Source organism: Bradyrhizobium sp. WCU1, from assembly GCF_053474805.1.
The window spans coordinates 43,994-63,771 of the sequence record NZ_JBQPHM010000001.1; the positions used below are offsets into that span (position 1 = coordinate 43,994).

Annotated in this window: 22 protein-coding genes; 15 read left to right on the forward strand and 7 right to left on the reverse strand. The window is 61.1% G+C overall.

Translation table 11 applies throughout. The features are described 5' to 3' along the window. The first annotated feature begins 9 nt into the window (after positions 1-9). The 13 genes from ACTUWL_RS35520 (at position 10) to ACTUWL_RS35580 (ending at position 12,749) form a co-directional block, all read left to right on the forward strand. Positions 10-573, forward strand: a complete 564-nt coding sequence (locus tag ACTUWL_RS35520) for a type IV secretion protein (protein ID WP_035651158.1) — start codon at positions 10-12, stop codon at positions 571-573. 73 nt (positions 574-646) lie between these two features. Next, the gene (locus ACTUWL_RS35525; protein WP_021078661.1) at positions 647-943 is read left to right on the forward strand and encodes a TrbC/VirB2 family protein; all 297 of its coding nucleotides are present in this window, start codon (positions 647-649) and stop codon (positions 941-943) included. Positions 944-958: 15 nt separating this feature from the next. Next, on the forward strand, positions 959-1,297 hold the full coding sequence (locus ACTUWL_RS35530) for a type IV secretion system protein VirB3 (RefSeq protein WP_021078662.1): 339 nt from the start codon (positions 959-961) through the stop codon (positions 1,295-1,297). Further along, positions 1,290-3,656 carry a VirB4 family type IV secretion/conjugal transfer ATPase gene (locus ACTUWL_RS35535; protein WP_021078663.1) on the forward strand — a complete coding sequence of 789 codons (2,367 nt, stop codon included), beginning with the start codon at positions 1,290-1,292 and terminating at the stop codon, positions 3,654-3,656. Before ACTUWL_RS35530 ends, ACTUWL_RS35535 begins: the two co-directional genes overlap by 8 nt. Next, complete coding sequence (gene virB5, locus ACTUWL_RS35540; protein WP_021078664.1) at positions 3,653-4,375, forward strand: P-type DNA transfer protein VirB5; 723 nt, start codon at positions 3,653-3,655, stop codon at positions 4,373-4,375. The genes ACTUWL_RS35535 and virB5 overlap by 4 nt, the downstream gene beginning before the upstream one ends. Next, positions 4,372-4,620: an EexN family lipoprotein gene (locus tag ACTUWL_RS35545; protein WP_021078665.1), complete on the forward strand. Its 249-nt coding sequence runs from the start codon at positions 4,372-4,374 to the stop codon at positions 4,618-4,620. The genes virB5 and ACTUWL_RS35545 overlap by 4 nt, the downstream gene beginning before the upstream one ends. An 11-nt stretch (positions 4,621-4,631) precedes the next feature. After that, entirely contained in the window at positions 4,632-5,618 is a 987-nt protein-coding gene (locus tag ACTUWL_RS35550) for a type IV secretion system protein (protein WP_021078666.1), read from the forward strand. Positions 5,619-5,980: 362 nt separating this feature from the next. Then, positions 5,981-6,652 (forward strand): virB8 family protein, encoded by a 672-nt coding sequence (locus ACTUWL_RS35555; protein WP_021078667.1) that lies wholly within the window; start codon positions 5,981-5,983, stop codon positions 6,650-6,652. Beyond that, positions 6,649-7,500 carry a P-type conjugative transfer protein VirB9 gene (gene virB9, locus ACTUWL_RS35560; protein ID WP_021078668.1) on the forward strand — a complete coding sequence of 284 codons (852 nt, stop codon included), beginning with the start codon at positions 6,649-6,651 and terminating at the stop codon, positions 7,498-7,500. Before ACTUWL_RS35555 ends, virB9 begins: the two co-directional genes overlap by 4 nt. 10 nt (positions 7,501-7,510) lie before the next feature. After that, on the forward strand, positions 7,511-8,656 hold the full coding sequence (virB10, locus tag ACTUWL_RS35565) for a type IV secretion system protein VirB10 (protein WP_021078669.1): 1,146 nt from the start codon (positions 7,511-7,513) through the stop codon (positions 8,654-8,656). Continuing rightward, positions 8,653-9,684: a P-type DNA transfer ATPase VirB11 gene (gene virB11, locus ACTUWL_RS35570; RefSeq protein WP_021078670.1), complete on the forward strand. Its 1,032-nt coding sequence runs from the start codon at positions 8,653-8,655 to the stop codon at positions 9,682-9,684. Before virB10 ends, virB11 begins: the two co-directional genes overlap by 4 nt. After that, positions 9,650-11,596 (forward strand): type IV secretory system conjugative DNA transfer family protein, encoded by a 1,947-nt coding sequence (locus ACTUWL_RS35575; RefSeq protein WP_021078671.1) that lies wholly within the window; start codon positions 9,650-9,652, stop codon positions 11,594-11,596. Before virB11 ends, ACTUWL_RS35575 begins: the two co-directional genes overlap by 35 nt. Further along, positions 11,568-12,749: an LPD7 domain-containing protein gene (locus ACTUWL_RS35580; protein WP_021078672.1), complete on the forward strand. Its 1,182-nt coding sequence runs from the start codon at positions 11,568-11,570 to the stop codon at positions 12,747-12,749. Before ACTUWL_RS35575 ends, ACTUWL_RS35580 begins: the two co-directional genes overlap by 29 nt. A gap of 35 nt (positions 12,750-12,784) precedes the next feature. On the opposite strand, the gene ACTUWL_RS35585 is transcribed toward ACTUWL_RS35580, so the two are convergent. The 6 genes from ACTUWL_RS35585 to merB all read right to left on the reverse strand — a co-directional run bounded on the left by ACTUWL_RS35585 (position 12,785) and on the right by merB (position 17,102). Continuing rightward, on the reverse strand, positions 12,785-13,348 hold the full coding sequence (locus ACTUWL_RS35585; protein ID WP_021078673.1) for a hypothetical protein: 564 nt from the start codon (positions 13,346-13,348) through the stop codon (positions 12,785-12,787). Beyond that, positions 13,348-13,623, reverse strand: coding sequence for a recombinase zinc beta ribbon domain-containing protein (locus tag ACTUWL_RS35590; RefSeq protein WP_021078674.1), 276 nt, complete (start codon positions 13,621-13,623; stop codon positions 13,348-13,350). Before ACTUWL_RS35590 ends, ACTUWL_RS35585 begins: the two co-directional genes overlap by 1 nt. 223 nt (positions 13,624-13,846) lie before the next feature. Beyond that, entirely contained in the window at positions 13,847-15,283 is a 1,437-nt protein-coding gene (gene merA / locus ACTUWL_RS35595) for a mercury(II) reductase (protein WP_021078675.1), read from the reverse strand. 146 nt (positions 15,284-15,429) lie between these two features. Further along, the gene (locus ACTUWL_RS35600) at positions 15,430-15,726 is read right to left on the reverse strand and encodes a heavy-metal-associated domain-containing protein (RefSeq protein ID WP_021078676.1); all 297 of its coding nucleotides are present in this window, start codon (positions 15,724-15,726) and stop codon (positions 15,430-15,432) included. A gap of 37 nt (positions 15,727-15,763) precedes the next feature. Beyond that, positions 15,764-16,183 carry a mercuric transporter MerT family protein gene (locus ACTUWL_RS35605; RefSeq protein WP_021078677.1) on the reverse strand — a complete coding sequence of 140 codons (420 nt, stop codon included), beginning with the start codon at positions 16,181-16,183 and terminating at the stop codon, positions 15,764-15,766. 205 nt (positions 16,184-16,388) lie between these two features. Beyond that, entirely contained in the window at positions 16,389-17,102 is a 714-nt protein-coding gene (gene merB, locus ACTUWL_RS35610; RefSeq protein ID WP_106940472.1) for an organomercurial lyase, read from the reverse strand. A gap of 262 nt (positions 17,103-17,364) precedes the next feature. Between merB and ACTUWL_RS35615 the strand changes: the two genes are divergently transcribed. Continuing rightward, positions 17,365-17,811, forward strand: a complete 447-nt coding sequence (locus ACTUWL_RS35615; RefSeq protein WP_021078679.1) for a MerR family transcriptional regulator — start codon at positions 17,365-17,367, stop codon at positions 17,809-17,811. A gap of 260 nt (positions 17,812-18,071) precedes the next feature. On the opposite strand, the gene ACTUWL_RS35620 is transcribed toward ACTUWL_RS35615, so the two are convergent. After that, a complete protein-coding gene (locus ACTUWL_RS35620; protein WP_021078680.1) occupies positions 18,072-18,278 on the reverse strand; it encodes a hypothetical protein in 207 nt (68 codons plus the stop codon). 224 nt (positions 18,279-18,502) lie between these two features. Here ACTUWL_RS35620 and ACTUWL_RS35625 point away from each other — a divergent pair, with 224 nt between their 5' ends. Further along, positions 18,503-19,765 carry an IS256 family transposase gene (locus ACTUWL_RS35625; protein ID WP_021078681.1) on the forward strand — a complete coding sequence of 421 codons (1,263 nt, stop codon included), beginning with the start codon at positions 18,503-18,505 and terminating at the stop codon, positions 19,763-19,765. Positions 19,766-19,778 lie beyond the last annotated feature (13 nt).

The following is a 19,778-nucleotide window of genomic DNA, read 5'->3' on the forward strand; positions in this document are numbered from 1 at the left end:
GAGGCTGAAGTGGATCCCGCCGCATTCGCTACCCTTGTTGAACGATGTGCATCGCCTGCCATGGCCGCGCCTTTGACCGCGATCGTACAACAAGCGAGTTCGTTCGAACCCTTTTTGATCACCCTTGGCGAGCGCAAGCCGATCCGCCTTCAGGCTACCGACCGAAATGAGGCGATCCAGCTTGCGACGGAAGCGGCGGCGACGGGCAAGCCCGTTCGAATTGGCCTTGGTCAACTCGATCGCGAAGAGATGAAGCTGGCAGGTCTCACGATAGCCACGACGTTCGACGCTTGCCAACATGTGGCAGGCCTCGGCCGATTGTTTCAGGTCCGATTTCAAACGGCGATTGAGGACAGAGGCGGTTCTCACAAAGCGGCATTCGACGCTATCAAGAGCTTTGCGATGAAGGACAAGCCCACCATGCCCCAGGTAGGGTCACGCGCGCCCTCGCAACCTCCTGCCGACGAACCCGCTGCGAACTTATCCTCCAGTACCGATCTCGCCAGGGAGCGCCCAAGCTGGGACGTCTATCGCGCAGGTCTCGGCATGTCAGCCTTTGTGTATGGGCGGTGACTCGTTTGCTCAATCTCCAACCACACGTTCGAGCCGGCCTGGTCCGGCCGCAACACTCCTAGGAACTCTTCACATGCCCTCTCGTCTCAAGAAATCCGCCGCACTTCTTTGCATCGGTCTCGTTGTCAGCATCGGACTGGCCGAACCGGCGCTGGCGCAGACCGCGAATATCGAAGGCGTGCTGCAGAACATCGTTACCATGTTGACCGGCAACGTCGCGCGGCTGCTGGCGACACTGGCGGTCATCATCGTCGGCATCGCCTGGATGTTTGGTTATCTCGATCTGCGCAAGGCCGCCTACGTCGTGCTTGGCGTCGCCATTACGTTCGGCGCCTCCGAGGTAGTCTCGACCTTGACCGGGGGTCGATGAAGATGGTGGTCACCCATGACTGAGCCCATGCGTCTCACCGAGGACACTTTATTCCTCGCCTGCACGCGTCCGGCCATGATCGCCGGCGTCACGATGGAGGCGATGGCGCTGAACGTGATGTTCTCCTGCATCCTGTTCCTGGTGGCCGGGAGCATTTTGTACGGCCTGGTCGCGCTTCCGATCCACGGCCTCTGTCGGATTATCTGCCGGCACGATCCCAACATGTTCCGGATTTTGCTCGCCTGGATCGAGACCCGGGGCCGCACGCGCAACGCCCTGTTCTGGGGCGGATCGTCCTGCACGCCGCTGAAGCTGGTTCGGCGTTATCGAGCGAGGGATTTTGGTTATGCGTAACGCAGCGGCGAAAGCTCGCGAGATCGAGTCCGATATCTATTTGCCGTTCGCCCGGCACGTGACCGATACAGTGATTAGCCTCTCGACCCGCGCCTTGATCACGGTGATCCGGATCGACGGCATCTCATTTGAGACGGCTGAGGCGGTCGATCTGAATGATCTTCATGCCAAACTCAACCTCACGCTACGCAATATCGCCGACGACCGGCTGGCGCTATGGTCTTATCTGGTTCGTCGCCAGACATCGGATTACCCGAGCGGCACCTTCAGCTCGACATTTTCGGCCGCGCTGGATGCGCAATATCGCGAGCGGCTTCGGAGCGAAGCGCTGTTTCGCAACGACCTCTACCTCACGCTGGTATGGCATCCCGGCCGCGCGACGACGGACGCGGCGGCAGCGTTCTTCAAGCGGCTCGGTCGTGCCAGCCGGCGTTCCGTCGAGGTTGACAGCGAAGCCTTGAAACGGCTCGACGATGCCAAGCGCGACGTGGTAGCGGCACTCGAGCGTTACGATGCTCGTGTCGTCGGCTTGGTCGATCGCGACGGCATCGTGTTTTCAGAACCAATGGAACTGCTCCACGCCGTCACCTCCGGCGAGTGGATGCCAATGCCATTGCCGCAAGGACCGATCGGGCCGGCGCTCTACTCGAATCGCATCATCTTCGGCCGAGAAGCCCTCGAAATACGCAGCGCTGGCGGATCACGCTTCGCGGGCATGTTCGGGATCAAGGAATATCCGGCGTCCACCCGGCCGGGTCTGCTGAACGCACTACTCTCAGCTCCCTTTGAACTCATCCTTACACAATCTTTTGCCTTTCTGTCGAAGGCCGACGCCAAGACGGTTCTGACGCGCAAGCAGAACCAGCTCGTCTCGGCTCAGGATCCTGCGGCCTCGCAGATCGACGAACTCTCGGACGCGCTTGACGATCTCGAATCCAATCGATTTGCCCTCGGTGATCATCACCTCTCGCTGCTCCTGTCAGCTGATACGGCTTCGCAGTTGCAGGGGCACATGAGCGTGGCGCGTCGCGCGCTGGCGGACGCGGGCGCCGTGGTCGCGCGCGAAGATCTTGGGCTTGAGGCAGCCTATTGGGCGCAGCTTCCTGGACTATTCAAATACCGGGCCCGCGCCGGCGCGATCAGCTCCCGCAATTTCGCAGCATTCTCCCCGTTCCACACCTATCCCGTCGGAAAGCCAGACGGCAATCATTGGGGACCGGCGGTTGCGATGCTCAAGACCGCTTCCGGTTCGCCGTTCTACTTTTCATTTCATCACGGCGACCTCGGCAATACCTTCATCTGCGGCCCGTCGGGATCAGGTAAAACCGTTGTTCAGAATTTCCTGCTGTCGCAGGCCGAGCGGCTCGGCGCAACTTATGTGTTCTTCGACAAAGACCGCGGCGCCGAGATTTTCATCCGTGCTGCCGGCGGCACTTATCTGACGCTCCGCAACGGCGTCCCAACCGGCTGTGCGCCGCTCAAGGCGCTGGAGCTTACTCCGGCGAACCTCTCCTTTCTGGGCGAACTGGTCCGAAAGCTGGTCACACCCGACAACCGCCCGCTGACCGTCGCCGAGGAGGAGCGGATCGATTCCGGGTTGCGCGCGCTTAACCAGCTCCGGCAGGAGGAGCGTTCGTTCGGCGCATTGCGCGCCTTTCTCGGTCAACAGGATCGCGAGGGGATTGGTGCCCGGCTCGAGCGATGGTGCCGCGGCGCTCCCTACGGCTGGGTGCTCGATGGCGACCAGGACGCCATCGGCCTCGACGCCCGTTCCATCGGCTTCGACATGACCGATCTGCTCGATCACCCGACCGTCCGGACACCGCTGATGATGTACTTGTTCCACAGGGTCGAACGTCTGATCGACGGCCGGCGCTTGATCATCGACATCGACGAATTCTGGAAGGCGCTGGGAGACGAGGCGTTTCGAGATCTCGCCAACAACAAGCTCAAAACCATCCGGAAACAGAACGGTGTCATGGTGTTCGGTACCCAATCCCCCCGGGATGCGCTGGCCTCCCCAATCGCACACACCATTGTCGAACAATGCCCTACCCAGATTTTCCTGCCGAATGCGCGGGGAACGCGATCCGACTATGTCGACGGCTTCCACCTCACGGACACCGAGTTCCGCCTGATCAGGGAAGAACTCGCGCCCGAAAGCCGCCGCTTCCTCGTCAAACAGGGTCACAACTCGGTGGTGGCGGAACTGGATCTCGGCGGATTCGACGACGCGCTCGCCGTGTTGTCGGGACGGACGGAAACAGTCGAACTGCTCGATCGCATTCGGCAGGAGGTCGGCGACGATCCGGCCCAATGGCTGCCGGTATTTCACGCAGAGCGGGGGAAAGTTCGATGATGCATCAGCGCATGTCGGTGATGTTCGCGTCCGTGTCAGTCGTGAGTCTCCTGATGGCATCACCTGCAGGAGCTGAGATTGTGTTCGATCCTAACGTCTTTGCGCGGCAATTTGAGCAACTGACGGAACTGAAGAAGCAAGTCGATACGCTGACATCGCAGCTCAAGGTGGCGCAGGATCAGTTGAACCAGGCCAAGCAGCTCTATGACAGCTTCAACAAGCTGACCAATACCAACGACATTGGCGCACTATTGAACACACCGCAGTTTCGTAAAGTTCTGCCGCAACAGTTTTCCGATATCGAAAAGCTGGTGGCGGGGCAGGGCAGCGGCAACTTCGCAAACTCAATCAATCAGTATCTCTCGCAAAACCGCGCATATGCGGGCAACAGCGGCAATTCATATTACCAGAGCGAGCTCGACCGGATTGCCCGGCAGACCGGCGCCAAGCACTCCATGGGCCAGGCAGTCTACGACACCGCTTCGCAGCGTATCGATGCACTCGAAGAACTGAGAACTCGCATCAGCTCGGCGACCGACGTCAAGGAGATCTTGGATCTGTCGGCGCGACTGCAGGCCGAACAGGCGCTCCTGCAGAATGACGTGCTGCGGATGCAGGGTCTGGCGATGATCCAGCAGGCTCGCGTGGACATGGATGGACAGCGGGAGCGGGAGAAACAGCGACAACTGGTCGATGAGATCAAGGCAGCCCTACAATGAGAAAGACGACTTTTATTCTACTGTTGCTCGCCGCGACAATCAGCCTCACGGGCTGCAACGAGGCCGACACCAGTCATCCACCGAAAACAGTCGGTTGGTTTTTCGAACATCGCGACGAGCTTGCGGTGGCTCTCAAGGCGTGCCGCGACAACCCGGGAGAACTCGCAAAGACGCCAAATTGCGTCAACGCCAATGAAGCCCGCAACAAGGTCACCGTCCAAGAAATGAAAGACGCCCTGAAATAAGGATCGCCGCGATGGCCGTTAACGTCTTCGACAGCTTCTTGAAAGAGTTCGAGCAACCGATCACGGCATTCGTGTCGACCTCGGTATCGAATCTCGCTTCCTACATCGATGGTCCGCTGCGCGCCGCCGTGATGCTCTACGTCATCCTTTACGGTTTCGCGGTGATGCGGGGCGCGATTTCTGAGCCAATCATGGAGTTTGCCTGGCGCGCAATGCGGATCGTGGTTGTGGTGCTGTTAGCGACGAACTCGAGCACGTTCCAACAGTACGTAACGGGATTGTTCTTCGACTCTTTGCCGAAGGAGATCGGCAATGCTTTGGCGGGGTCTGGACTGAATACCAGTTCCGGCGCTCCGTTCGATCAGCTTCTGTCCAAAGGGATTGACGTTGCTAACAAGATCTACGACCAGGCCGGCCTGACCAACATCGCACCCGCACTGATTGCTGCCATTCTCCTGGTCTTTGTGGCCGTCGGTTCGTTCCTGCAATTCGCCATTCTGCTCTACGCCAAAGTGGGTCTCGGGGTCGTGATCGCGCTCGGCCCGGTATTCATTGCGCTGGGACTATTTGAGGCGACCCGCCCGTTTACAGAGGCCTGGCTCCGACAGGTCGCGAACTTCGTGATCCTATTGGTGCTGGTGGTCGCCCTCGTCGGGCTGATGTTAACCACCGTCAGCGGCTTCATCGACAGGTTTGCGGCAAACGCCGGAACAGCCGGCGAGATGGTGGTGGCTGCGGTCGCTATCAGTGCGGTGCTCGGTCTCTCCGGTTACATCGCGCTTCAACTGCCGGTCATCGCTGGCGGTCTCGCCGGGGGTGGCGCGTCACTCGCAAGCCGGCTGGTGACGAGCCCGCTAATCGCCAATACCACGGCCGCAGCCGGCGGCGCCTATGCCGGCGCGCGCGGGGCGGCCAGTCGCGGTCTCGCGGCCATGCGGGCCAGCCGTCAGGGCGGCAGCATGCGGCGCACTCGATCGCAGGGGGCACCGGCCGCCTAGACGACCAAACGACATCGCCGGCATCAGGCCGACCAGGGAAATCAGGGGCATAAGAAGAATGTGGTACCGACTCTCAATTGTGTGCGTGATCGGGATGCAGCTTGGAGGCTGCGCGATCTGGTCCAAGGCACCACCCTCCTGTGACGGTCTGGCCCGGCGGCCGCTCAATCGTTCGTTATGGGACTGGGAAACCGGCACGCCTTTGGCCGCGCCTGAGCCGCCTATCACGCCATCCGCACCGATAATGCGCAAAGGCGACAGCAGCCCACCAGCCCCAGCGACCCACTTGGCCCTGAGCTTCGCACCAGGCGACGGGACCGACATAGCCTCGTCCTACCGCCCGTGCGGCAAGGAGACATGAGATGGTTCGTCAGGATGATCTGAAAACCTATTTCGAGAACGCACGGCGATGGGAGCAGGATCTGTTGTTGTCCGCCCATCGCTCGCGGCGAGTAGCCTGGGTGATCGCAGCGGGTGCTTGTGCCTTGGCGGTCGCCTCTGTCGGCGCGGTCGCAGCCCTTGCACCGCTTAAAACCGTCGAGCCGTTCGTGATCCGGGTCGATAATGCCACCGGCATCGTCGAGACGGTCTCCGCGCTCACATCCACATCGTCTCGATACGACGAGGCGGTCACCAAGTATTTCCTCGGGCGTTATGTTCGGGCACGAGAGGGCTATAGCTACCCGGAGGCCGAAACCAACTTTCGCACGATATCGCTACTGTCGGGGCAGGGCGAACAGGCCCGTTTCGCGGCCTGGTATCGCGGCTCCAATCCCGAAAGCCCGCAGGTCGTGCAAGGCCGTTTCGGCATCGCCACGGTGCGCATCAAGGCGATATCGCTTCTGGCCGACAACGTCGCATCCGTGCGTTTCATGAAGGAGAGCCGTAAGGGCGAGGAAACCCGCGTCACCCATTGGGTCTCGACCCTGACGTTTTCCTATGCCAACGCGCCGATGTCCTCCGCCGACCGGCTCATCAATCCGCTCGGCTTTCTGGTTTCGGAATATCGCGCCGATCCGGAGGTCGTGCCATGAAACGTCTTGCTCTTTTGATGATATTGGTGCTTGGCATTGCGAGTCCTGTTATGGCCTTGCAACAACCGTCTCCAGGGCAACGCGATGCGCGCGTTCGAACGGTAACCTACGACCCGGCCAACGTAGTCCGCCTCAACGGCGTGATTCGCGCCTCGACCCAGGTCGTGTTCGCGGATGATGAGGAGGTGGCGCATGTCGCGATCGGCGACGCGGTCGCATGGGAAGTCGCGCCTGCGGGTTCGATCCTGTTCCTCAAGCCGCGCGAAAAGCATCCGCCGACCAATCTGCAGGTTGTGACCACCCGCCCCGACGGCCGCAAGCGCTCGTACCAGTTCGAGCTGTCGATCGCCGAAACCACGCTGGCGGACAGCTATTTCGTGGTTCGCTTCGCCTATCCCGGTGACGAGATTGAGCGCCGGCGCACCGACGCCGCAGCCCGCGGCGCCGAGCGCGAAGGCGCCCTGATCGAGCAAACGTTTGATCTGCACCATGCCTATGGGGCGCGCAACTGGCGGTTTTCGGCGCAGGGCTCGATCGATCTCGAGCCGGAAACCGTGTTCGATGACGGCAAAGAGACCACATTCCGCTTTGCGGGCAACCGCGAAATTCCGGCGATCTACCTGATCAACTCGGACGGTTCTGAGAGTCTGGTGCCGAAGGATGTCCGCGGCGAACTCGTGGTGGTCCATGCCACGGCGAAGCAGTTTCGGTTGCGCAAAGGCAACGACGTACTTTGCATCTTCAACGAGGCCTTTGACGCGGTCGGTGTCAATCCAGGCACCAACACCACCAGCCCGTCGATCGAGCGGCGGGCGAGGAAGTCACCTCCATCCCCAAAGTCACGATAGGCGGCGCGATATGACCGAGATTCAAAATGAGGCGCTGCCCGATGACCGTGGCATTACTCCCGTGGGAGGAGGGGATAACGGTCGAACGGCGATGCTCAAGCGCGGCTTCGGCGCGCTGGCGCTTACCGCGTTCGCGTTTCTGATCATCTGGGGGACCTGGAAAGGCGACAAGCCGGTCACCGATTCCGCCCGTAAGCTCATGATCCGGCAGGCTGCGGCGTTCGAACCCGTCAAGGAGGCGCCGGCGGCGCCGATTACCACGGCGTCCATCCCGGTCGCTCCGGTCGCGGCCGTGTCAGCGGCATCCGCACCCGCTCCAGACCAGATGCTCGAAAGCGCGCGGCGCGCGCCAGTATTGGCCTATAACCGGCCGGTGTCGGCTGCACATCCCCCTCGTGACGGCGTGACCGGAAGCATCAGTACCGATCCCTACAGTTTTGGGCGAGGCGAGCCGCGCAATGACCTTGCCGACAAGCTCAAGCCTACGCCAATCGAAGGGGTACGCGCGGCGCGGCTTCCCAATCGCAACCTGCTGGTCACACAGGGAACGTCGATCCCGTGTGTGCTGGAGACGGCGATGTCGTCGGACGTGGCGGGCTTCGTCTCCTGCGTCGTCATGCGAGACGTGATGTCGGATTCCGGCAACGTCGTGCTGATGGAAAAGGGCACCCAAGTGGTCGGCGAATATCGTGGCAATGTGAAGCGCGGCTCAAAACGCATGTTCGTGTTGTGGACGCGGGCCAAAACGCCGACCGGGGTGATTGCGGCTCTAGCCTCGCCCGCAACGGACGCGCTGGGCCGCGCCGGTTTTGATGGTGACCTCGACACCCATTTCTGGGAGCGATTCGGTTCTGCAATGCTGCTGTCGATCGTCAGCGACGCTTCTTCGATCGGGCGTCAACAACTGCAAGACGGCTCAATCCAGGTCAACAACACAACGGGCGCCACCAACACCGCCGCCGCCATCGCCGTTGAGCAGTCCATCAACATCCCGCCGACGCTGAACAAAAACCAGGGCGAATTGGTCAATATCTTTGTCGCGCGCGACGTGGATTTCTCCTCGGTCTATCAATTGCGGCGGATCGAGAGCCGTACGCAGATTTTGGACCGCACCGTCCCCGGGGTCATCGTGGCCCCGGCTGTGGTGACAAAATGAGCGAGGTCACATCGATCGAACGCGATGGCGGTCGGCTCGTGCTGGCGCGCTACCTGGAGCCGCTGGCCCCATATTTGGCGGACAAAACCCTGACCGAAATCGTCGTCAACCGTCCTGGCGAGATTTTCGTGGAAGGACCCGGCGGCTGGAGCCGGCACGAAGCGGCATCACTCACCCATGCTTACCTTCTGCATCTCGCAACCGCTGCCGCCGGCCACACCCGTCAGGACATCGGACCGGAACATCCGGTGGTCTCGACCAGCTTGATCGGCGAGGAGCGCTGCCAGATCGTGGTGCCGCCGGCTGTCCCGGCCGGCATGGTCAGTCTGACGATCCGCAAGCCGTCGGTGCTGACAATGACACTGGACGCCTTCGAGCGGGCAAAACTGTTCGATGAGGTCCGCGTCGCCAATGACGAACTCACCGCCGACGAACATCGGCTTCTGGCCCTGAAAGAAGCCGGTGCCTGGCGCGAGTTTCTACAGCTTGCCGTCTCAACTCGCCGCAACATCATCATTTCCGGGGCGACTGGTTCGGGAAAGACCACGCTGTCGAAGGCGTTGATCGCGGCGATCCCGGCGCACGAGCGACTCATCACCATTGAGGATACCGCCGAGCTTGTCATCCCGCATCAAAACTGTGTACGGCTGCTCTACGCCAAGGACGGGCAGGGTCTTGCCAAGATCGGACCGCGCGAACTGCTCGGATCCTGCCTGCGGATGCGGCCCGACCGCATCCTGCTGCAGGAGCTGCGCGACGGCACGGCCTTCTTCTATCTGCGGAATGTGAACTCCGGTCATCCAGGATCGATCACCACGGTTCATGCCGACAGCGCCCGGCTCGCCTTCGAACAACTCACTCTATTGGTGAAGGAAAGTGCGGAGGGGCGCGATCTGCATCGCGACGATATCCGTTCGCTGCTGCTGCTTCTGGTCGACGTCGTGGTCCAGATGCAAAAGCGCGAAGGCCGCTACCGCATCACGGAAATCTATTATGACCCCGTTCGCAAACGCGACCACGCCCACTAGGTTCGCGCTCGGTACTGCGCTTGCGCTCGGTGCCAGTGCGCTCTTTCTGCTGGTCGCCTCCAACGTTCTGCTGCTCGGGTTGCGGCTGCATGACGGCGGATTCCACTGGTTGGAGATCGCCACGGGCTGGCCGCGTTACGGCGCCGACCCGCGATTCGACCGCTGGCTGACGTTGGCAACGCTCGCCGGCGTCGTTGTGGTGTTCGGAATGCTCGGCGCTATCCTCCGTCAACGTCCGCTCCCTCTTCATGGCAGCGCGCGCTTTGCCTCAGAGCGGGAGATCAAGGCCGCGGGCTTGCGTTCCGCTGAAGGCATCCTGCTCGGACGCAAGGACGGTGCGCTGCTGTGTTTCGGAGGCTCCGAACACGTCCTGGTTTACGCACCGACCCGCGCTGGCAAGGGGGTCGGCTATGTCATTCCCAATTTGCTGAACTGGCCAGATTCCGTCGTTGTTCTCGACGTCAAGAAGGAGAATTGGGATCGCTCCGCTGGATTTCGGGCGGCCCATGGTCAGGAGGTCCATCTGTTCGATCCGCTTGAGGAGAACGGTCGCACCGCGCGCTACAATCCGCTAAGCTATGTGCGCAGCGATCCAGCGGATCTCTATGACGATCTGCAGCGCATCGCTGTGATGTTGTTTCCAGCGGAGAGCCGCGGCGATCCGTTCTGGTTCGAGGCCGCTCGCTCGGCCTTCGTCGCGATCGGCGGCTATGTCGCGGAAACGCCTGGCTTACCCTTGACGATCGGCGAGATCCTGCACCAGCTGTCCGCGTCCAGCGACCTCAAGTCCCATTTTGAGAAACTCATCACCGCTCGCAAGTCGGGCCCGTCACCACTGTCGCGACATTGTATCACGGCGCTGAACGATTTCCTCGCGGCCTCCGAAAACACCATGAACTCGGTGCGCAAGACCGTCACAGCGCGCCTTGGTCTCTGGCTCAACCCCCGGATCGATGCCGCAACTTCGACCAACGATTTCGATTTGCGGCAGCTGCGGCAACGGCCGATGTCGATCTATCTCGGCGTAACGCCTGACAATCTCGACCGTATGGCGCCGCTTCTGAACCTGTTTTTTCAGCAAGTGGTCGATCTCAATACCCGCGAACTGCCGGAACAGAATCCGAAACTCAATCGCAAGGTTCTGCTGCTGCTCGACGAATTTCCGGCGCTGGGCAATGTCAATGTGCTGGCGAAATCGGTGGCGTTCATCGCCGGATACGGCATCCGCCTCCTCACCGTGGTCCAGAGTCCGTCGCAGCTGCGCGCCATCTATGGGATCGACGCCGCCCGCAACTTCATGACCAATCACGCCGTCGAGGTTGTGTTCGCGCCAAAGGAACAGGACGTTGCAAATGAACTTTCGGAGCGGATCGGTTACGACACCGTGAAAGCGCGCAGCCGCAGCGGACCGAAAGGGCTTGCGATGCGCTCAACCAGCGAGACGGTCTCCGAGCATCGTCGCGCCCTCATGCTGCCGCAGGAACTGAAGCTTCTCCCGAAATCCAAGGCCTTCATTCTTGGCACTGGCGTTCCGCCCATCATTGCCGACAAGATCGTATATTACGAAGACAAGGCGTTCCTCACACGTCTGCTACCGGCACCTGTCCCGGAGCTGCCCAGGAGCCGTTCGAATGCACTGCTTGACGCCGAGATCAAGGAGCTCCGCTCCGAAGTCGCCGAGCTCCGCGCGGTATTTCGGTCTCGCCCAATGACCGACGAGGAAGTGGCGGACCCCTCCACAATTCCCGCAAATGCCAGTTTCGATTTCGGCGATGTGGATGTGGATCTTGAAGGGCTGTCCGAGGACGACATGAAAGCCTGGACCTTGAATTACATCGACGCTCAGGCCCTCCCACTGGCGCGACGGCCAAGCCGGAAGCAGAATGGACGGCAACATGAACGGCACGCTTGACGGCGGCGAGGACTTTAGCCTCAAACGGCAGGATCGCGCCGGTCGCGATCCCAATGCAGACAAATCAGGCGAGGGTCGGGCGACGACGTCGGACAAATCACCCTCCGCGATGGTCGGTGGCGATGCGCTGCCCGATCGTATCCGGCGCAAATATTATGTGGTGACCAATGAGCCCGGAAAAGATCGGCCAGCCGGCGAGGCGCGGCTTTATGCCGACGAGCGCGGCGAGTATCTCGCTTTCAAGGTCACCGACGACCGCCTGGTCACGCGTCTGGCGGCGGCCGAAGTGATCCGCGACATGGTCAGCGTGGCGCAACATCGGCAATGGGATTCTCTCCAGGTCCGCGGCTCCGTGGAATTCCGGCGCGAGGCCTGGCTTGAAGCCGGCGCGCGCGGACTAGAGGTTCAGGGTTATCAGCCAACTGAGCTTGACCGACAGACCCTTGCTGATCGGCGAGAAGTCTGGGACCGGGCCCATTCGGGCACCCCGGAAGTCGAGGCTCGTTGGGCTTCCGATAAAGGAGAGCGCGCGGATAAGTTTGACTACGACAAGGGCATATCCGGACGCCTGATCGAGGTCGGTCAGGCACCTTACCGCAATCGTACCGATGCCGAAGCGACCACTTATGTTGCTCTCGAGCTCGACAATGGCCGCCAGCATCAAGTGTGGGGCGTGGGTCTTGAAAAGGCGACGGCCGACAGCAACGCGAAGCCCGGTGATCGCGTTCACGTGCGCCGGGACGGTGTCGAGCGCGTCACAAAAGAGATCAGGGTGATCGACGCCACCAGTGGGCATGCACATATCGAACAGCGTCAGATGCCGCGCAATCGTTGGCAGGTGACTGCTGAGAAATTTCGCGCGGCAGATCGGCAGACAGCCGCCCGTGAACCCGATCTGGTGACGGCGCAGTCGCAAATGGTTATCATCGAGAAAGCCTTGGAGCGCGCGTTTCCCAAGGATTTACGCGCGCGTCACAGCATCATGGAAGCGGCGAGGGAACGGATCGCACACCATCTTGGGCAAGGACACTCATTCGGCCGAGCAACCGTCATGGAACCAGCTCAGGACCGTCATCGATCGGAAGGCGATAAAGGTGATGCTCTGCAAGCCCGGAACGGCGAGCGCGTGAGAATTCAGCAACGAGAACGCTGATCGCGCCGACTTCTCCGTACTAATTGTTTCAGGTCTTACTCACTGCGTGAAATCCCAGGTTCAAATCCTGTCCCCGCTCGCGACACTCCCGCAGCGAAAGCTGCGGGAGTGTCGCGTTTCCGAGTCTTTCCAATGACTTGCGCTTCGATCCAGCCAAGGATCGTGCCCAATTCGCCGTGTAAGGTGGCGTCGATTTCGCCGCGGTTCGGGCCAGGGCGCAGCGTAATTTTCTCAACCAGCCCCCGGATTGCTTCCGCTGCCTCACCACGATCCTCGGGGTTGTTGAGCGCCTCCGCCAGTCGCTCGACCTTCATCCGATAGACACACGACACGTTCGGATGGATGTCCGGAATATCTGCCGGCACCTGCGCTAGAGTTTCCTTCAGCACGTCCTCGCGGGCCTCCAATTCGCGCATGCGATCGGTCATGCCGCGCGTGTGGCCGCCTCCTTCAATCACACTCAGCATTTGCTTCAAGGTGCGCTGGATCTTCGCCAACTCCGAGCGGTGACCCTCGCCACTAGCGCGGCGTTCGCGGTTAAGCCCGTTCGTCTCCTCCGCGTAAGCGCGTATTGCCTCAGCTGCCATCTGCGGCGCCATCATCCGGTCCTGGAGCCGGCGAGCACGCGCTGCTCAAGGTCAGCCTGTGCGATCGTGCGGCTGTTCGTGCAGGAGCCGTTGGTAACACGGGCCGCACAGGCATAGCGGTCCTGGCCGCGCAGCGAGTAGGGGCCGCCGCAAACGCCGCAATAGATCAACCCGGAAAACAGCGACTTCGGTCGGTGCAAGCCGTTCAGCCGGTTCGACTGTGCCTCACGCACCGTCTCGACGACATTGACATATTTGTCGGCGATCTCGCTCTGACGCGCTTTCACCGCCTGCCAGAGTTTGTCGTCGATAATCCTGAGTTCCAGAACCTCGGTGACGATCCACTCCGATTTTGATGATGCCGGTGCCGCGCTTTACGTGTCCGCGGATCATGTATTCAACCATGTGAACTTATGTGGCCGGCCGGCGCCGATGTCGGCCACGCCGATCAGCCGCACAGGTTCGCCGCCAATCAGGTTCTGCGATGGACCCGGCCGACGCGCTGCTCTATCAGGCACAGCAGGACAGCTTGGCGACATCCTTAGTGAAGGTCTGCGCGGCAAGCTTCAATCCCTCGACTGTCGTGAGATAGGGGAAGATCGTCTCGGCGAGTTGCTCGACCGTCAGGCCGCATTTGATCGCGAGCACCGCGGTCTGAATGCTATCTGCTCCCTCGGGCGCAAGGATGTGCGCACCAAGAAGCCGTCCGCTACTTGCCTCGGCGACCAGTTTGATCAGGCCGCGGGTGTCGCGCGCGGCCAGCGCGCGGGGAACATACTTCAGATCGAGAGTAGAGGTCTTTACCTTTAAGCCTCGAGCGCCGGCTTCGGCTTCCGTCAAGCCAACGCTGGCAACTTGCGGATCGGTGAACACCACTGCCGGCATGGCGGTCGCATCGTAGGGTTTCCTGTTGCCGTTGAGTGCGTTCTCCGCCGCGATCCTGGCGCCGTAAGCCGCCATGTAGACAAATTGATCGCGCCCGGTGACGTCGCCGGCGGCATAGACGCCAAGCTTTGAGGTGCGCATGCGGTCATCGACGTTGATACCGCCGTTCGAAAGAAGTTCGACACCGCTTTCCGCAAGCCCGAGGTCGTCGGTGTTGGGCCGGCGTCCGGTCGTGATGAGGACACGCTCGGCCGTGATCGTCTCGGCGCGGCCATGGGCTGAAACCAAAAGCGCGATGCCCATCGGCGCTTGTTGGATCTCCCGGTATGAGAGCCCCTCGCGAACGGCGATGCCTTCCTCGGTGAAATATTTGGTCAGTGCGGTGCTGATTTCCGGCTCCGCATCCGGCAACAAACGGCGGCGTACCGCGATCGTCACCTTGACGCCGGCGCGGGCGAACATCTGGCCGAGCTCGCAGCCGATGTAACCGCCGCCGATCACCAGCAGGGACTTCGGCAGTTTCTCGAGTTCTAGGGCCGTCGTGCTCGTCAGATACGGCACATTTTCGATCCCCGGGATCGATGGCATCGCCGCAGCGGCGCCGGTCGCGATGATGACCTTGCCTACCTTGATCGGCTCACCGTTCACCATCACGCCGTCGTTTGTCAACCGGGCCCGGCCTTCCCGATAAGCGACCGTGTTGTAGCTCGGCAGCAGATCGAAATACTTCGCCTGCCGCAACGACGACACCAATTCATCCTTCTGCCGCACGACCGCGGCCCAGTCCGCGATTCCGCCATCCGTCCGGATGCCGGCAAAGCGCGATGCGGTTTCCGCGTGATGAACTGCCTCGACTGCACGGATCATGGTTTTCGACGGGACGCAGCCTACATTGACGCAGGTGCCCCCGATCATCCCGTGCCCGACGAGCGCAACATTGGCGCCAAGCTCCGCTGCGGCAATTGCGGCCGAGAAGCCGGCCGAGCCAGCGCCGATGACGGCAAGATCATATCCGCCATTCGCTTTCGGCGCGTCGGAAGCGCAACAGTCACCAACGGTCATCGTGAAACTCCTGATACTGAATTAGATCGGAGAAAGCCGCGTTCGCCGACGGACGGCGCTCCACCTTATTTGGAATCGTTTGGCTCGCCAGCCGAGCGCCCGCTGTCGGAAGCGTCCTTTACTTTTTGGCGAGCCAAACGGGCTTTTCAGTTCTTGACGTGTGCGGGGTAGCCGGCGTTCGTGGCCGCTGCGATCAGCGTAGGAACATCGGCGGTCGCATCGTCGAAGGTGACGGTCGCGACGGCGCTCGCGTTCGCGTTGGCTTCCTTGACCTGGACCGCTGTGACGCCCTTTACCCGCGACAGCGTCTTCTTGACGATCGGCGCGCAGAGTTCGCAGGTGCCGTTATCGACATTGAGGACAACAGTCTTTTCAGCGGCCTGAGCGACGAGCGGCGATAGCGCCATGGCGAGGGCAGCGGCGGCGATCCTGATACGAATCATGATCTCTCTCCTTTTGGATTCTGGATTGGGCAACAGACTAAAGAAATAACGGTGCGATTTTTGGAAAGCCGAGTGCCACGATCACCAGAACGGTGGCGACCCAAAGGCCGATCTTGGCCGTACGTCCGGAACGCGGCTTGGCGCAGTAGGAATCTTCGGCACAGTCCACCTTGGGCTTGCGATAGACGAGGTAGAACCCGTAACCGAGGAAGGCGAAGGTAACCACGGCGAAAATCGGCTGATAGGGTTCAAGCGCGGTCAGGTTGCTGATCCAGGCTCCGCTGATTCCGAGCGTGAAAAGAGCAAATGGTACCACGCAGCACGATGCCGCGCCCAGCGCCGCCAAAATTCCGCCAACAGAGGCCAGCCGGGCCGTCCGGGTCGACGAATCCCCCCGATCGGCCTCACGCGAGGAGGGCGTTGCGCCAGTGAAGTTTTGTTGCACTATTTTGTCCATGTGCTGCGCCCTCCGTGACGCCTTGTAGTGTTATGGGGCCTGTAGCAAGTACAGGTTCAAGCGGAACTTTCGGAACCGCCAACACGGTTTTGTGAGGCGGCGCCTCAAGGAAATTGCGCTTGAACCCTACTCGACGGACTACTACGGCATATTCATTGGCCTACAGCATCCTCTGCGTCTTCATCAATGCCAGTTCAGCGGCGTGTCAGGCGCTCAAGTCGACATCGGGGTACCGCACCGGGTTTCTTTGCCGAGCAAAGATCTGCGCTTCCGGAAGCGTTACATGTGCTTCCTGCCGGGCTTGCGACCAGGCCGTGAATGTCCGTTCGTCCTTGAACAGGTTGACGTGGTCGCAGAACGCGCTTCGGAGATTGACGCAGCAAGCGTCGCTATCCGGCGCGACGATCGACATCACGCAGCCGGATGGCGGCGTCGAGCGCAACTGGCCGGGTGCCAGCTCGACGGTAAGTTGGGTCCCGGATCCGGGGCAGTGCGTGACCAAGGTCGCCGGCTTGCCGAGAATTTCCGGAAGAAAAAGCGCGTCAAAAGCGCACCAGGTATAGAGCCCGGCGTCTTCCGTGTGGAAGCGATGGTGCGTCGGAACGAGGCTCAGGCCTCCAAATGCAATGACCTGTCCATGTTCATCGAATCCAAAGTTTGTCGGCGGGAATTCGAGCAGAAGCTGGTCGATGCGTTCCGTTGGAAGGTCGCACCCGATGCCGAGTTGCTCGCGCGTCACCGGCACGCCGCAACCAAGCAATCTGAAGAGCTCGACACTCAGTCTCTGCAGTTCCGGAGTATTCTCTGTCAGAACGCGCCGCCTCAAGTAAACGTCGAACGCTTGGCGGCCGGCGTTCGGATCCAAAGCGCGCGATGCGGGCTTCGTGTTATTGGGGGCTCCCTGCGAAGCGCTCTTCATCACGTGATTTACTTCCTATGTTTCGTCAGTGCCGTAGATGGTTTTCGGCAAGCTCGGAAGAGCGTAGTGGCTGTAGGTAATACAGGCTCAAGGGCGAATTTCGTGGCGATGGCACTTTTCCGCGAAACGCTCGCCGCAGCGAGCGATGCCGCAAAGGACCCTCCGGTCCGACTTCGCGCGCAGCCCGGGGTGGGTTGTCCTTGCCAATGGCGGGTGTCGGCGCTATCTGACCTGTAGTCATTACAGGTTCGAGGCGGATACTATGTGGAGCAAGACGACAAACCGGGACGAATTCCTGACTCGCGGTGCACTGGCTGCCCAGACCGGCTGCAACATCGAAACGATCCGGTACTACGAGCAGATCGGCATCCTACCGGCGCCGCCTCGCAGTCAAGGCGGGCATCGCCTCTACGGGCAAGCTCTCGTCAGACGCTTGCATTTCGTCCTCCGAAGCCGCGATCTGGGTTTCACTCTCGAAGAAATCCGGGAATTGCTCAGAATGGTGGATGGCGACAATTACACGTGCAGGCAGATTGAAGCGTTGGCACTCGAGCACGTGCAGGCGATCCGCCGAAAGATGGCGGATCTCAAGAAACTCAAAGTCGTGCTCGAGACGATGGCTTCTCAGTGCGGGGGCGGGAAAATACCCAAGTGTCCCATCATCGACGCGTTGTTCGATGCGCGCGCGCCGATACGTTGGGCAAGGTAGTTCGGGCACTTCGGCGCGCGTCTCTTCAGCGTTTTGAAGGCGATCTATTCCCGGCAGGCAGACGCGCGTGACGTTCCGGAGATGGCTCCTGCGATCGTGAACGCAAGCCTCTTGAACGTGTAGGTACTACAGGGTGCACTTTGTTTCTGAACGGCCACAGGAGTGGACCGGCCCGGAGAGGCGTGGCACCATGAACGAACGCACCATAGGTGCAATTGCCCGCATGCTCGCGGTGCTGTGCTGCGGCGGGCCTGTTCTCGTCAGCGCCGCTGGGCGCGGCCGGGACCGCGGGGCTCCTGTCGTGGCTTTTCAAGTCCCTCTATTTCGCAATCCCGGGCAGTATTCATCGCTCTCGGGCTAGTCGGCGTCTTGTTGATGACCATGCGGTTGTGCGAGTAGATCGTGATGACCATCACGATACTCATCACGACGACATTCACCACGACACTCGCCACGGTGATCGCCATGACGACCGCCACGATTAGAGCCGGTTCTGGTCGGAACTGGGTTGAAGAGTAATTTTGAGAGCCGGAAGGGAACTTCGGATTTCACCTTCCGGCTCTGAGGGTGCAGGAGAAACCAGCAAGGCGCGGGGGCTATCGCCGAAAGTTGGTGACGGTGGGAATCGGAAAGGCGGCATATCGTGGGGGTGCTTGACGCCTCCACTTCTCCACCGAAGGAGCGATATGCCGTGCCACAGGATAACGTTATCAAGCTGATTCAGCCAGGATTCTTCGACGATCAACTCACCGGAATCTTACGCAACGGAGCCCGTGCGCTGCTTGCCAAGGCGGTCGAGGCCGAGGTCGCGGACTTCCTCGACAAGCATGCAGATTTGAAGACCGGGGACGGCCAGCAGCGGGTGGTCCGCCACGGTCATCTGCCGGAGCGCGAAGTGATGACCGGTATCGGTCCGGTCGCCGTCCGCCAGCCGCGTGTGCGTGACCGCGAAGCCGCCGCCGCCGATCCAGGGCGCATCCGGTTCTCGCCGTCGATCCTGCCGCCCTACATGCGCCGGTCGAAGTCGATCGAGACGCTGCTGCCGATCCTTTATCTGAAGGGTATAGCGTTGGCGGCACTGCTCGGCAATGATGCTGCCGGGTTGTCGGCATCGGCCATCGGCCGCCTGAAGGACGGCTGGTTCGACGAACAAGCCGCTTGGCAGAAGCGCGATCTGTCGGCGAAGCGCTACGTTTACATCTGGGCGGATGGCATCCATCTCGAAGCACGCCTGGAGGACGAAAAGCAGTGCATCCTCGTGCTGATCGGCGCGACGCCGGAAGGCCGCAAGGAACTGGTCGGCTTCACCGATGGCGCCCGCGAGAGCGCGCACGACTGGCGCGATCTGCTGCTCGATCTGAAGCGGCGCGGGCTCGACGTGCCCCCGCGGCTCGTCATCGCCGATGGCGCCCTCGGGTTCTGGAAGGCTGCCGGTGAGGTCTGGCCGAAAACGCGCGAGCAGCGCGGCTGGGTGCACAAGACCGCGAACGTGCTCGCCAAGTTGCCGAAGAGCCAGCAGCCGAAAGCCAAACGCGCGTTGCAGGAGGTCTGGATGGCCGAAACCAAGGCCGCCGCCGAACTGGCGTTCGAGGCATTCATCGAGAGCTACGCGTTGAAATACGACAAGGCGGCCGACTGCCTGAGCAAGGATCGAGATACGCTACTGGCATTCTACGACTTCCCGGCCGAGCATTGGAAACACTTACGGACCACCAACCCCATTGAAAGCACCTTCGCCACCGTGCGCCACCGCATGATCCGATCGAAGGGCTGTCTATCCAACAGGACCGCGCTCACGATGGTCTTCAAACTGATCGAGGGCGCCCAAAAAAGCTGGCGCCGTCTCGACGGTCATAACCAGTTGCCAAAACTCGTTCTCGGTGTGACATTCAACAACGGGATCGAGGTCATCGCAAAGCCGATTGATCGTCAGCCCGCAACCGCCGCCGCCTGACCGGCCCCGGCCG

Excerpts from the sequence above, each read along its gene's own strand:
- ACTUWL_RS35525 (WP_021078661.1), top strand. The coding sequence starts at position 647 with ATGCCCTCTCGTCTCAAGAAATCCGCCGCACTTCTTTGCATCGGTCTC.
- ACTUWL_RS35530 (WP_021078662.1), top strand. The coding sequence starts at position 959 with ATGACTGAGCCCATGCGTCTCACCGAGGACACTTTATTCCTCGCCTGC.
- ACTUWL_RS35535 (WP_021078663.1), top strand. The coding sequence starts at position 1,290 with ATGCGTAACGCAGCGGCGAAAGCTCGCGAGATCGAGTCCGATATCTAT.
- virB5 (WP_021078664.1), top strand. The coding sequence starts at position 3,653 with ATGATGCATCAGCGCATGTCGGTGATGTTCGCGTCCGTGTCAGTCGTG.
- ACTUWL_RS35545 (WP_021078665.1), top strand. The coding sequence starts at position 4,372 with ATGAGAAAGACGACTTTTATTCTACTGTTGCTCGCCGCGACAATCAGC.
- ACTUWL_RS35550 (WP_021078666.1), top strand. The coding sequence starts at position 4,632 with ATGGCCGTTAACGTCTTCGACAGCTTCTTGAAAGAGTTCGAGCAACCG.
- ACTUWL_RS35555 (WP_021078667.1), top strand. The coding sequence starts at position 5,981 with ATGGTTCGTCAGGATGATCTGAAAACCTATTTCGAGAACGCACGGCGA.
- virB9 (WP_021078668.1), top strand. The coding sequence starts at position 6,649 with ATGAAACGTCTTGCTCTTTTGATGATATTGGTGCTTGGCATTGCGAGT.
- virB10 (WP_021078669.1), top strand. The coding sequence starts at position 7,511 with ATGACCGAGATTCAAAATGAGGCGCTGCCCGATGACCGTGGCATTACT.
- virB11 (WP_021078670.1), top strand. The coding sequence starts at position 8,653 with ATGAGCGAGGTCACATCGATCGAACGCGATGGCGGTCGGCTCGTGCTG.
- ACTUWL_RS35575 (WP_021078671.1), top strand. The coding sequence starts at position 9,650 with ATGACCCCGTTCGCAAACGCGACCACGCCCACTAGGTTCGCGCTCGGT.
- ACTUWL_RS35580 (WP_021078672.1), top strand. The coding sequence starts at position 11,568 with ATGGACGGCAACATGAACGGCACGCTTGACGGCGGCGAGGACTTTAGC.
- ACTUWL_RS35585 (WP_021078673.1), bottom strand. The coding sequence starts at position 13,348 with ATGGCGCCGCAGATGGCAGCTGAGGCAATACGCGCTTACGCGGAGGAG.
- merA (WP_021078675.1), bottom strand. The coding sequence starts at position 15,283 with ATGACCGTTGGTGACTGTTGCGCTTCCGACGCGCCGAAAGCGAATGGC.
- ACTUWL_RS35600 (WP_021078676.1), bottom strand. The coding sequence starts at position 15,726 with ATGATTCGTATCAGGATCGCCGCCGCTGCCCTCGCCATGGCGCTATCG.
- ACTUWL_RS35605 (WP_021078677.1), bottom strand. The coding sequence starts at position 16,183 with ATGGACAAAATAGTGCAACAAAACTTCACTGGCGCAACGCCCTCCTCG.
- merB (WP_106940472.1), bottom strand. The coding sequence starts at position 17,102 with ATGAAGAGCGCTTCGCAGGGAGCCCCCAATAACACGAAGCCCGCATCG.
- ACTUWL_RS35615 (WP_021078679.1), top strand. The coding sequence starts at position 17,365 with ATGTGGAGCAAGACGACAAACCGGGACGAATTCCTGACTCGCGGTGCA.
- ACTUWL_RS35620 (WP_021078680.1), bottom strand. The coding sequence starts at position 18,278 with ATGGCGATCACCGTGGCGAGTGTCGTGGTGAATGTCGTCGTGATGAGT.